At 35.1% G+C, this 13309-nt stretch carries 8 protein-coding genes; 4 read left to right on the top strand and 4 right to left on the bottom strand.

Annotated elements, in window-relative coordinates; genetic code table 11:
• The 4 genes from Q0Q96_RS06940 to Q0Q96_RS06955 form a co-directional block, all read right to left on the bottom strand.
• Window positions 1-1683, bottom strand: a 1683-nt coding sequence (locus tag Q0Q96_RS06940; protein ID WP_293872568.1) for an alpha-amylase family glycosyl hydrolase, incomplete at its 3' end; no start/stop codon positions are given.
• A 68-nt stretch (window positions 1684-1751) separates the two neighbouring features.
• Entirely contained in the window at window positions 1752-2885 is a 1134-nt protein-coding gene (locus tag Q0Q96_RS06945; RefSeq protein WP_293872570.1) for a SusE domain-containing protein, read from the bottom strand.
• Between the two features lie 20 nt (window positions 2886-2905).
• Window positions 2906-4519, bottom strand: a complete 1614-nt coding sequence (locus tag Q0Q96_RS06950; protein ID WP_293872572.1) for a RagB/SusD family nutrient uptake outer membrane protein — start codon at window positions 4517-4519, stop codon at window positions 2906-2908.
• 12 nt (window positions 4520-4531) lie between these two features.
• Window positions 4532-7465: a SusC/RagA family TonB-linked outer membrane protein gene (locus Q0Q96_RS06955; protein ID WP_293872574.1), complete on the bottom strand. Its 2934-nt coding sequence runs from the start codon at window positions 7463-7465 to the stop codon at window positions 4532-4534.
• Between the two features lie 226 nt (window positions 7466-7691).
• On the opposite strand from Q0Q96_RS06955, the gene Q0Q96_RS06960 reads away from it, so the two are divergent.
• The 4 genes from Q0Q96_RS06960 to Q0Q96_RS06975 all read left to right on the top strand — a co-directional run bounded on the left by Q0Q96_RS06960 (window position 7692) and on the right by Q0Q96_RS06975 (window position 13239).
• Window positions 7692-8717: a LacI family DNA-binding transcriptional regulator gene (locus Q0Q96_RS06960; protein ID WP_293872576.1), complete on the top strand. Its 1026-nt coding sequence runs from the start codon at window positions 7692-7694 to the stop codon at window positions 8715-8717.
• A gap of 178 nt (window positions 8718-8895) precedes the next feature.
• Window positions 8896-10251, top strand: coding sequence for an MFS transporter (locus Q0Q96_RS06965; protein WP_293872578.1), 1356 nt, complete (start codon window positions 8896-8898; stop codon window positions 10249-10251).
• Window positions 10252-10905, top strand: coding sequence for a beta-phosphoglucomutase (gene pgmB, locus Q0Q96_RS06970; RefSeq protein WP_293872580.1), 654 nt, complete (start codon window positions 10252-10254; stop codon window positions 10903-10905).
• A 30-nt stretch (window positions 10906-10935) separates the two neighbouring features.
• Complete coding sequence (locus Q0Q96_RS06975) at window positions 10936-13239, top strand: glycoside hydrolase family 65 protein (protein WP_293872582.1); 2304 nt, start codon at window positions 10936-10938, stop codon at window positions 13237-13239.
• Window positions 13240-13309 lie beyond the last annotated feature (70 nt).

Genomic DNA, 13309 nt, shown 5'->3' on the forward strand with positions numbered 1-13309 from the left:
CCATCGAAAACCATCAATCTTATAATCTTGAATCCAGGTTTGAATGGTACGAGTAACATACGTTTTAGTCATATTTGCACCAGGTCCAGTTGTAAGAAAGTGATTTAAATCACTACCTACTCCATAAGCATGTTTGGCCTCTTGATTGATATAGGGATTTTCAGTTGTAACTCTAAAACCCGTACTATTTGCCCATCCGTCTCCATCAGAGTCTAACATCCACATTCTTTCGAGGGGCGAACGTCCAAAAACATGATTTAAGGCTATATCTATGATTACGGCGATACCATTTTGGTGACATAAGTCGATAAACTCTTTCAATTTTGCTGGAGAACCGTATCTCTTATCAGGAGCCATGTGATAAACTGGGTTGTATCCCCAACTCATATTACCTTCAAACTCCATGACAGGCATTAACTGTATAGCATTTATTTTCAAGTTTTTAAAGTAGTCAATCCTATCAATCATATCTTGATAAGTTCTATTGGCATCAAAATCGCGGACTAAAACTTCATAAATGGTTAAATCTTTTTTCTTAGGTTTAACAAAATTTGTGGTGGCAGCACTCCAAGTGTAATTCCACCAAGCTGTTGGTCCCGTTTGCAAAACTGTTACTTCGCGTTCTTGTCCCGCAGGATATGCCGGTAAACCTGGGTAAACTCCTAAAGTTGCAATTTCTGGATCATCAAAAGGAGAAAGCACTAATGTTGAAAAAGGGTCGGCAGTTTTTACTAAAGCTGGCGAATTCAATGGACGACTCGTTTGATCACAAACCCAATATTGATAGGTATATACTTGACCGGGTGTTAGACCTGTAAGCTCTAACCAAAACTTTGTTCCGCTTTTTTTCATTGAGTACGCAGCAGTTGGTTGCCAATTGTTAAAGCTCCCTGCTAAATATATGAAATCTTTTAAAGGGGCATTTAGGACAAGAGTAGCTCTCGTAGCGTCTGTTGGGTTATAATTTATACCATCAACCACACCAGCTGGTAGTGCCTGATTAACGGTTGGAGGAGTTATTATTACATTAAATTTTGCGGTAAATGTGGTTATTCCTTGAGTAATTTGTAAACTGTAAACTTGATTAGAAGTTATGTTTGTTTGTGTAAAAGAATAACTAGTGGTCGTTTGGGTATTTATGGAAGTCCCATTTGCAATTAAATTATAAGTTGCAGTTCCATTGGTATTATTCGCCGTAACTGTTAAGTTACTTCCTGCAGTTAAAAAATTATAACTGTTCAAAGCTGGTGCCGTTAAATTGTATTGAAAAGCTCCGACAGGTATAAAGATATCTGGTTGAGTTTGCATCGTAGCATCTGCTGACCTGAAAACCACACAAATCTCCGTTATTGAATTACTTGTGGCTACTCCAAAATAAGTATATAAATCAGGAGCAATTGATAGTGTGTAATTTGAAGAAGTTCCAACTTGTGTCATTTGCGGCTGCAACGGACTATTAAAAACAGGACTGCCTTTGATATTTTGAAACCTTACTCCGTTGACAGTTACACCAATGTAAGCATAAATTATTCCCGTATAGGCAGCCAAACCAGTACCAGTTTTATTAAACGTGAGTACCGCGGATTGATCGGCAAGTACAGGAGAAGGTGCTGTAGTTACTTGAGAAAAACTCAAAAAAGTACTAAATAAAATTAACAAAGAAATACAATATTTTTTTTTCATGACAAAAGATATAAAAATGGACTGAAAGTAATCTCCCAGCCCATTTATTAAATTATATAACACTTTAATTAATCTACTGATATTACTTTTGTTATAGTATTAATTCTGAAAATTCTTGCTGCTGTAGGACCTGTATATTTAAAATTACTGTCGCCATCCATTGCATTGATTAATTCTGAATCAATAGTGTAACCATTAGCAACGTACCAAGGATAATTTCTGTCTCCTAAACCCCAGCTGTCTCCTCCATTATTTCCTAAAAACACTCTGAACGCTTGGTCATTATTAAGAGTTAACGGAACTTCATAAATACCATCGGTAATCAAAGGTAATTCTGTTTCGTTATTTCCAGACCAAGACCATCCACCCGGAGTAGCGGCACCTACTAACCATGTTGAAGTTGGTTCGAAACCGCTTGTAACAGTGCTTTTGGCAACTGTAACAGTTTTTTTATTGCCATCGATTTTAATTCTGTAAGTGCCAGGAGTACCTGTAAATCTGAAATTTTGATCACCATCCGCTGCATTTACTAATGATGTGCTAATTAGATAGCCTTGTGCCACATAATAAGGATAATTTCTACCTGAACTATAATCGCCATTAACTGTAAAAAATCTAAAAGTGTCGTTGATTAAATTGGCTCTTGAAGTTAAAACATTGTTATCGCAAATTAAGCTTAAAGGCGAATTCCAGTTCCAACCTGCAGAAGGAATACCTGCTCCTACAGCGTACTGACCCAAACATCCGTAACAAGTAATCAAATAAGTAATTGTATCTGAATATACGGGTTGCGTTCCAGTTGTTCCAGAAGTTGCTTTGATTCTAATATCAACCGGGCTTTGAACAAAAGGAGTTGCTCCTGCCATTAATGCTGCTAAATTTAGTTGAGAAGATTGAACTGTAGCATTAGTATTTGTTGTAGTCAACAAATCTTGTGCGTTTGAAAAATCAGATCCATTAGGAGCTAATTGCACCGTGTATGTAATTACAGACGGTGTTGTGTAATCCATAGGTGTCCATGTTAAAGATGCCCCAGGGTTGGTGGGAGTAGCTTCGTTTAATATAATTGAATCACCATTTAAAGGAGTTGTAATTTTGTATGTACCAACTGGTTGTGACAACTTAAAATTATCTTCTTTTTGACATGAGGTAATTCCAACAAATGCAATTAATGCAAGTACTATTTTAAATTTATTTTTCATTTTATTTTATTTTTTAATTATTAATAACCTGGGTTTTGAATTAAATTTGGATCTGCTGCAATCGATTGTGCTGGTATAGGAAAAACTTTGAGATTGTTAGAAATTGCAATACCATTTTGCCCGTTTCCTTTCCATGACCAGTTATAGGTTCCACCTGTATAAAGACCAAATCTTATAAGATCTTGTCTTCTATGACCTTCCCAATGCAATTCTCGTGATCTTTCATCAATAATGAATTGCAAATTAACTTGACCTTGACTAAAATCTGGGAAGTCATATCCATTAGCTCTATCACGTAACGCATTTAAATAACCTAATGATACAGCAGTTGCATTAGTGGTCGTGCTTGCATTAGTTGCACCATCTTTTCTCATTTGTGCTTCTGCATACATTAAATAAGCATCCGCTAACCTAAATAAAGGAAAATCAGTATTTACAAAAGTAGAATTAGGACCTGGAATACCTGTAGATGAAATATTAGAATATTTCGCCAAAATATATCCTTGATTTTTATTGGAAATATCAGAAATATCTAGTGATCTTGGACCACCGCCAGAAAAAGTTTTTCTGGTATCATAATCATAATCCACACCGTCAAACTTTTGTACAAATTGTTTTCTTAAACGAAGTGCTCCACCCCATCCTCCTACTCCAAAAAGAGTGGTGCCATTTCCTTCCAGAGAACCTACTTGTCCGTTACACATTACAGTTGTTGGACCATAGTTTTGAGTCACAACTCCATCTGCCTGCAATGTAAATATCATTTCTGGTGAAGTGTTGTTATCCGCTTTAAAATTGTTTAAATAATCTGGATTCAAGGTGTAGCCACTAGAAATAATGTCTGAACATTGTGTCATGCAATCTGCATAACGATTTTGCCCGATATATACCTCTGCATTAAGATATATTTTTGCTAAAACCATTTTTGCAAATGCCTGATCAATTCTTCCATATTCATTAGTTTTTGCTGCTTTTAAATTAGGCAAAACAGCAGTCATCTCGCTTTCAATAAAAGTAAATAATTGAGCCCTGTCATATTGCGGAGCTCGAAAATTTAGTGGGTCACTTTCGGTTACAAACGGAGCTTTTCCAAATAAATCCATCAAATTATAATAAGCATAAGCTCTTAGAGCTCTGGCTTCATTTCGATAGGTTTCAATATTGGCAATGTCTGTTGCATTAGTAATACCTCTTGCAGCTAATTTAGCAGGGGCTGACTGTCTTAAAAACTCGTTGACAAAAGCAACTTCTGACATAGTTCTACTAAACATCCCAATTAAAATAGGATTGTTTGAGTTCCATGTATTTCGCTGTAACTCTGCTGTGCCCGCATCTCCTTCGTAACTCCAAATCATTTCGTCTGTAGTTAGATTTTGCAAGTACAACATGCATCTGCCAAACTGGCTGGTACCAGCATCTATTCCCTGAAGAAATGAGCTTCCAGCATCACCAGTTCCAGTCAACGAAAGGTTACCATAAACTCCCGCTAGACCTTGTTTATATCCTGCTGCAGTGGCATATAAAACATCGGGGGAAAGCACTTTGGTATCTTTCGAAACCACATCCATATCTTTTGTACAAGATTGTAATCCTGCAAAAACAAGTAGATAATAAATAAAATTAAACTTTTTCATAATTATTTTTTTTTAAAATTTCACATTAGCGCCAAATAAGAACGAGCGTTGTCTTGGATATATGGTGTTGTCTACACCATTATTGGTGATTTCTGGATCTATACCAGTATATTTAGTTATAACAAATACATTTTGTACCCCAGTAAATAAGCGCAGGGTAGCTTTACCATCTAACCATTTTGGAAAGGTATAGCCTAAAGTAACATTGTCCATCCTTAAAAATGAAGCATTTTCAACATATCGGTCTGATAAGGCTACATTATCTCTAATACTAAAATTAGTGTCAAGCACTGACGTTGGTATATTTGCTAATGCTCCTCCAGTGGATAATTGATCGTATTGTGCATTTTTGGCTTCAAAGGCATTAAAAATATGGTTCCCAACACTAGCTCTTAAATTGAACGAAAAATCAAGATTTCTAAAATTCATGGTAGATGCAAGCCCAAAAGTAGCTTTTGGATCTGCATTTTTATAAATGTATTTATCTTTTGAATTGATGATTCCATCACCATTCAAGTCTGCATAAGCTCCTTCTATAGGTTGTCCTGCAGTATTATACAATTGTTTGTACAAATAAAATGAATTAGGAGCAAATCCTTCACTATATATTTGAGCTTGTGTTCCCGTAGCAAGAATATTATCGCCTGCAAGTATGTCTGCGTTATAGATCAATTTAGTAATTTTTCTCTGGTAGGAAGTAACATTAAAATTTAAGTTCCAATTAAAATTATCTGTTTTAACCACATCGGCATTGATACTGAATTCAATCCCTTTAGTGGTAAAACTACCAACATTTTGATATGCTCTGTTAGCAAAATTTGTTCCATCCGGAACAGCAGCATCCACTAATAAATCTTTGGATTCTTTATAAAAAACATCTACAGAACCATTAACTCTGCTAAAAATTCCATAATCAAATCCTACATTGTACGTAGCTGTTTCTTCCCATTTCAATAATGGGCTTAACCTGTTGCTAATTGCTATTGGTGTAGGGGAAGGACCAAAAATATATTGAGAAGAACCACTTCCTAAATTAATTTTCTGAAGATAATCATTTGCAGCAGCAATATTTTGCTGACCAGTTATACCCCAACCCACTCTAACTTTAAGATCTGAAATGGCTTTACTGCCTTTAAAGAAATCACTTTTAATTTTCCAGGCAAAAGCAACCGACGGAAAATTACCCCAACGGTTTTCTTGAGAAAAACGCGAAGATCCATCTCTTCTGTAAGAAACTGTCAATAAATATTTATCGTTGTAATTGAAATTAGTTCTTGCAAAAAATCCAACGAGAACAACGTCTGTGTCAATATCATTTTTCGGGAAACCTGTTGGACCTCCTGGCAAATTTGGATCATTGATGTTGCCAGTCAGAAATTTACTTGCTTCAAACTTTTGATAAGAATACCCACCTGTTAAATCAAAAACTGTTTTTCCAAAAGTTTTGTTATACACAAAATAAGCATCTAATAATTTGTTTCTTCGCACGCTTTCAGTATATTCATCTGTTCCGTAAGGAATATTATTATTGGATCCAGATGAAGCGGCAAATCTGCTAGCATATTTAGATCTTGTACCATTAGCTTGGTCAAATCCAACATTTACCACAGCTCTTAAGGCAGGGAAAAAATGTAATTTATAATCTACTTCAAAATTTCCATAAAATCTATTATTAATTCCTGTATCAAAAGTTTGTAACAACTGGGCTACAGGATTTCTGATGGTTTGAGGTTTGATTTGATTTCCTGAATTTTGATATTCAAAAAAACCTCCGTAAACGGAAGTTGCATCGTAAATGGGCTGTGTAGGATCAAATTTAATGGCAGCACCTTCTACACCATCTGTAAACCTATTTAGTTCATTGGAATAATTCGCATTAATTCTCATTTTTAAATGGTCTTTAAAAACACTTGGATTCAAGGCCACAGAAACCGAATTTCTATTAAACTTATTTGTCAATCTCAAACCTTCCTGATACGTATTTCCAATAGTAATACGAGACGGAATTGCATTAAAAAGATTACCTCTTATTGACAAATTATTATCTACAAAGTCGGTTCTTCTGTATATTGCTTCTTGCCAATTGGTATTTGAAGTTCCCAATTGGGGTACATCTGTCGGTCGTTTTTGAGTAATTAATGCCCTGAACTCGTCACCGTTAAAAACATTAAGTGTTTTAACTAATTTACCAGAACCATACTGAAAGTTGTAATCAATAGCTAATTTTTTTCCTCCTTTTTTGGTTGTTATTAAGATTACACCATTCGAGGCACGAGAACCATATATTGCTGTAGCAGACGCATCTTTTAAAACAGAAAATGATTCAATGGTACTTGGATTGATTGAAGATAAAATTGAAGTAGCTCCGGTACCAGTAGTGTTATCTATTGGTAAACCGTCAATTACAATTAAAGGATCATTGGAGGCAAACAAAGAAGCTCCCCCTCTAATTCTAATCTCAGAACCAGACCCTGGTGCTCCACTTGTATTAATAGTAAGTCCTGCGACACGACCGTTTAATAAGTTCTCGGCAGTTACATTTGCGCCTTTATTGAAATCTTTTGCAGTTAATAAAGATACCGATCCTGTAGCATCTTTCTTTTTAACAGTTCCATACCCTACTTGTACTACTACTTCTTGAAGTTGGTTAGAAGTTTCATTAAGGCTTATAGAAACAGATTTTTGTCCCGAAAAAGAAACAGTATCGTTGTCGTAACCTACAAATGAAAAGACAACTTTGTCTCCATTTTTTAGTCCTGCCAACATAAATTTTCCGTCAAAATCGGTAGAAGTGCCTTTACTTGCACCTTGAACGGTTACATTTACTCCTGGTAATGGTTGGTTTGTTTTTTTGTCAACTACTACACCGCTCAATGTATTCTGTGCTAGAATAGATAAAGGCAGTAAAAGAAATAAAAATAACAACTTTTTGTAAATTGTTTTCATACATTTTGTTTAGGTTAAAAAATAATTTTGTGCTTGTACTTGTACTTCGAACGTTAAATTTATGTAAAATTTAGAATATAGATTATAAACATTCGTTAAATGTCTTCCGAAAACGTTTTCGTGTTGAAAACTTTTTGTTTATTTCAATTAATTAAGACTATAATTGAAAGAATGAAAAATATCCTATATCTTTATTCAGAAAATACTATTTATCAAATTCGTAACGATGAGAAAAAAAATTACTTTAAAACAAATTGCAAGAGAGCTAGATGTTTCCATCTCTACCGTATCAAAATCATTACGAAATAGTTTAGAAATTAGCGAAGATACCAGACAAAAAGTACAGGCATTTGCCAAATTTTACAATTATAAACCCAACAATATTGCCTTGAGCTTAAAAAATAAAAAAACCAAGACAATTTGTATTATTATTCCTGAAATTATACACCATTTTTTTGCAACCGTTATCAGTGGGGTTGAAAATGTCGCTAATGAAAATGGTTATAATGTATTGGTTTGCTTATCTGACGAATCGTTTGACAAAGAAGTAATTAACATGGAAATGTTGGCCAATGGCAGTATTGACGGCTTTATCATTTCTCTTTCAAAAGAAACACAACAAAAAAAGGATTTTCATCATATTGTAGAAGTTATCAATCAAGGTATGCCAGTAGTTATGTTTGACAGAGTTACCAATGATATTCTATGCGATAAGGTAATTATTGATGATAGTTTGGCCGCCTTTAACGCCACCCAGTTCCTTATTGATAAAGGCTTTAAAAAAATTGCTTTGTTAACTACTGTTGATTATGTAAGTGTGGGAAAATTAAGAACTGAAGGCTATGTCAAAGCACTTTTAAATAATGAACTTCAAGTAGATGAAGATTTGATTGTGAAAATTGAAGATACTGAAAATTTTGAGCATAATATTGCTAAATTAATACAAAACAATGACGTAGATGCCATATTTGCAGTAAACGAATTATTCGCAGTTACGGCAATTAAAGAAGCTTATAAATTGGGTAAAAAAGTCCCAGATGATATTTCCATCATTGGGTTTACTGATGGTATTATTTCAAAATATTCTTCGCCAAGCATCACAACCGTTAGTCAAAACGGAATAAAAATGGGTGCAAAAGCAGCTAAAATGCTCATTGAAAGATTAGAATCAGAAGAAGAGGAACAACAAGACGAACAGTACAGTACAGAAGTGATTGAAACCGAACTAGTCGAGAGAGAATCAACTATCTAAATGATTGCCCTTCAATCAATTTGTATGATTTTTAAAAATAAATGACAATTGATAATTCAGAATTCAGAATTTTTATATATTTACCACCGACTATCAAAGCTTGTACTTTTACTTCGAAATAACAGTAAGTTTTGATAAGCAACACGCTTATCGTATTATAAATCTTTAAATTACGATAATGGAAAAGCGTAAATTAGGATTCTGGGAAATTTGGAACATGAGTTTCGGATTTCTAGGAATTCAATTTGGATTTGCCCTTCAAGGCGGATTCATGTCTAGAATTTTTCAAACCCTTGGAGCAAACGCACACGATATTCCAGCCCTTTGGGTTGCGGCACCGTTAACAGGATTAATTGTTCAGCCCATAATTGGATATTTGAGCGATAATACTTGGCATCCAAAATACGGAAGACGCAAACCTTATTTCCTAATGGGAGCAATTTTGAGTTCTTTTGCATTATTTTTTGTTCCTTACTCATCAGTACTTTGGGTTGCAGCTGGTTTTTTATGGATTCTTGATGCTTCCATAAATATCAGTATGGAACCATTCCGAGCATTGGTTGCTGACAAACTTCCTGAAGAACAGCGTTCGTACGGCTTTGTTCTTCAAACGCTTATTATAGGTATCGGCACTTGGATAGCATCCAATCTTCCGTGGCTAGTTAATAAAATGGGTTTCACCGAAGAAGCTCCTCCGGGTATTGTTCCCGAGTATGTTAAGATAGCTTTTGGTATTGGTGCGCTGGTTTTTCTTATCAGCATTCTTTACACCGTGATGAAAACCAAAGAATATCCACCTAAAGATATAGAAACTTTCAAGAATGAAAAAAAAGAAAACCGATTTATTAAAGATTTAGGTTATTCCTTAAAAAATATGCCAACAACTATGAAAAAGCTTGGGCTAATTCAGTTTTTCAGTTGGTTTGCATTCTTTACTATGTGGAGTATGGCAACGCCAGCGCTTACTGATTATGTCTATAAAGCGCCAGCACCAAACAAAGAATCCTTTAATTTTTCTATTCCCGCACAAAAAGAGGCATTCAATGTCGCCAATACAGCGTATCAAACAGCCGCAGACAGCGTTGGCTCCGCTATGGGAATCTACGGACTTTCTTCAATGGGTTTTGCCTTACTGCTTACTTTTTATGCTTCAAAACGAACTGTTAACAGAAGAACAATCCACATGTTTTCGCTGATAGCTGGTGGAGCAGGATTTCTGTTAATGGGTTTAGGAAAAGCACCCCTTCTAAACGTTTCATTCATCTTAATTGGAATTTCATGGGGAAGCATTTTGTCTATGCCTTATGCCATGCTATCGAGTTCGGTGGATGAAAAAAGAATGGGAATGATGATGGGACTTTTTAATATGTTCATCGTAATTCCACAAATCATTGCAGCTTTAGGAGGTATTAATTTCCTTTCTGAAATAATCAGCAAAAGTAGCATTGCTCCGATGTTGTTGGCAGGGATTTCGCTCATCCTGGCTGGCTTGTGCAATGTTTTTATTAACGACAGAAAAGTTATTATAGGATAAATGAATAAAAAAGCATTCATCTTCGACCTAGACGGAGTTATAGTTGATACCGCTAAATATCATTTTTTAGCCTGGCAAAAAATAGCAAGCGATTTAGGAATCGAATTTACACCAGAACACAATGAAGAATTAAAAGGAGTTAGCCGCGTTCGTTCTTTGGATATCATATTAAAACTTGGAAATGTCGAAGCATCCCAAGACAACAAAAACAAATGGTTGACTCAAAAAAATGAAGATTATCTCTCTTATATTGAGCACATGGATGAAACAGAAATTCTTCCAGGCGTTCTCAATATTTTAGAATTTATTAAAGAAAAAAATCAATTAATCGGATTAGGTTCGGCAAGTAAAAACGCACGACCTATTTTAGAAAAAGTAAAAATTTTGCATTTGTTTGACGCCATTGTAGACGGAAATGATGTAACCAATGCGAAACCAGATCCAGAAGTATTTCTTCAGGCGGTCAAATTATTACATGCTACCAACCAAAACGCTATAATTTTTGAAGATTCGGTAGCTGGCATACAAGCTGCTAATATTGCGAACATGACAAGCATCGGAATTGGCGATGAGAGAATTTTGAAAGAAGCAAAATACAATTTCAAAGATTTTACCTTTATGGATACTTCTTTTATCGAAGCATTTATAAATTAAAATTGAATGCTAAAAGGAAATTAAAAAAAGATGAATCAAGATTATATCAAACCAGATAACTGGTCTATTATTGAAGAAGGATTTGATGCCGAAATGGTTAAATCTTCCGAAAGTTTATTCAGTATCGGAAACGGTGCTATGGGTCAACGCGCGAATTTTGAAGAACAGTACTCTGGAAAAACATTTCAAGGAAGTTATATTGCAGGAATTTATTACCCCGATAAAACCAAAGTGGGTTGGTGGAAAAACGGTTATCCCGAATATTTTGCTAAAGTATTAAATGCCCCAAACTGGATTGGCATTGACATCGAAATTAATGGAGAAACCCTTGATTTAGCAGTGTGCCCAGCAGTGAAAAACTTTCGTCGCGAACTAAATATGAAACAAGGAGTTTACAACCGTTCGTTTGAAGCAACTTTACAAAACGGAACTCAAATTTTAGTAAACGTTTGTCGTTTTCTCTCGTTGGATTTAGATGAAGTTGGCGTCATTAATTATGAAATTACACCCTTAAATCACAATGCTACAATAGTTTTCAAACCTTATATTGATGCAGGAGTTGACAACGAAGATGCCAACTGGGAAGAAAAGTTTTGGGAACCATTAGACATTAAAAATTCAGGAAACGAAGCGTATGTAACGACACAAACCTTCAAAACGCATTTTATTGCTACTACTTTCATGCAAAATAGTATTTTGCTAGATGGTGAAAATCAAAATGTTTCACCTTCAAATGTGGATGCTTCACAAGAAAAAATTCGGTTTACTTATGAAGTTCAGACCGCAAAAAGTCAAACAGTATCTATACAAAAATTAGGTGGTTACACGGTATCCTTAAACCATGAAAATACACAAGTTGCTGCTCAAAATAGTATTAGAAAAGCATTATCATTTGGCTACGACCAACTGTTAAATAACCAAATCATCGCTTGGGCAAAAATTTGGGAAATGAGTGATATTACTATAGATGGCGATGTAAAAGCGCAACAAGGCATTCGTTTTAATATTTTTCAGTTAAACCAAACCTATCTAGGCAAAGATTCTCGACTAAATATAGGTCCAAAAGGCTTTACTGGGGAAAAATATGGCGGATCCACCTATTGGGATACTGAAGCCTACTGTATTCCGTTTTATATGGCGACCAAAGACCAGCAAGTAGCACGCAATCTTTTGGCGTATCGGTATAATCACTTGGACAAAGCTATTGAAAATGCTAGCAAATTAGGATTCACAAATGGCGCGGCTTTATATCCTATGGTCACTATGAATGGGGAAGAATGTCACAACGAATGGGAAATCACGTTTGAAGAAATCCACAGAAATGGTGCGATTGCTTTTGCCATTTTTAATTATTATAGATTCACTGGCGATTACTCGTACATTCCTGAAAAAGGATTGGAAGTCCTCATTGGAATTGCACGTTTTTGGCAGCAAAGAGCGACTTTTTCAACTGCTAAAAATCAGTATGTGATTTTGGGAGTTACAGGTCCAAATGAATACGAAAACAACGTAAACAATAATTTTTATACTAATTATTTAGCCAAATGGTGTATTGATTATACGCTCGAACAAATTCAGAAAGTTTCGTTAGAATATCCACAAGATCATAAACGCATCATTGAAACAGTAACATTATCTGATGCCGAATTACAAAATTGGAAAAAAGTTGCTGCGAATATGTATTTCCCTTATTCAGAAGAACACGATGTATATTTACAACAAGACGGTTTTTTAGACAAAGAATTAGTGAAAGTTGCATATTTAGACAAATCGCAGCGACCTATAAATCAAAAATGGTCTTGGGACAGAATTTTGCGTTCGCCTTATATCAAACAAGCAGACACTTTGCAAGGTTTCTACTTTTTTGAGGATGATTTTTCTAAAGAACAACTCGAAAAGCACTTTGATTTTTACGAACCATTTACGGTGCACGAAAGTTCCCTTTCGCCTTGTGTACATTCCATTCAAGCAGCCACTTTAGGCAGAATGGAACAAGCGTATACCTTCTATTTAAGAACATCACGTTTAGACTTGGATGATTATAACAAAGAAGTAGAAGAAGGTTTGCACATTACCTCAATGGCAGGAACTTGGATGAGTATTGTGGAAGGCTTTGGCGGTATGAGAGTAAAAAATAATTGCCTCCACTTTGAACCAAGAATACCTTCGCAATGGCAAGCGTATTCGTTTAAAATTAATTTCAGAAACCAAATCTTGAAAGTGGCGGTGCATCAAAATGAAACTAACTTTAGCTTGGAAGGCGAAACAGCGATTTCGGTTTTCGTAAACGGGGCAGCAATTTTGGTAGAGCCAAATAGTTTAGTAACTGTTTAAAATAGTTAAATTCTATTCAGCGTTTTAACCCTTTCAGAGTTTGAAACTCTGAAAGGGTTTTTAAATTAAT

It is taken from the genome of Flavobacterium sp., assembly GCF_025352015.1.
In the GTDB taxonomy this organism is placed as follows: Bacteria; Bacteroidota; Bacteroidia; order Flavobacteriales; family Flavobacteriaceae; genus Flavobacterium.

Excerpts from the sequence above, each read along its gene's own strand:
- Q0Q96_RS06960 (WP_293872576.1), top strand. The coding sequence starts at position 7,692 with ATGAGAAAAAAAATTACTTTAAAACAAATTGCAAGAGAGCTAGATGTT.
- Q0Q96_RS06950 (WP_293872572.1), bottom strand. The coding sequence starts at position 4,519 with ATGAAAAAGTTTAATTTTATTTATTATCTACTTGTTTTTGCAGGATTA.
- Q0Q96_RS06975 (WP_293872582.1), top strand. The coding sequence starts at position 10,936 with ATGAATCAAGATTATATCAAACCAGATAACTGGTCTATTATTGAAGAA.
- Q0Q96_RS06965 (WP_293872578.1), top strand. The coding sequence starts at position 8,896 with ATGGAAAAGCGTAAATTAGGATTCTGGGAAATTTGGAACATGAGTTTC.
- pgmB (WP_293872580.1), top strand. The coding sequence starts at position 10,252 with ATGAATAAAAAAGCATTCATCTTCGACCTAGACGGAGTTATAGTTGAT.
- Q0Q96_RS06945 (WP_293872570.1), bottom strand. The coding sequence starts at position 2,885 with ATGAAAAATAAATTTAAAATAGTACTTGCATTAATTGCATTTGTTGGA.
- Q0Q96_RS06955 (WP_293872574.1), bottom strand. The coding sequence starts at position 7,465 with ATGAAAACAATTTACAAAAAGTTGTTATTTTTATTTCTTTTACTGCCT.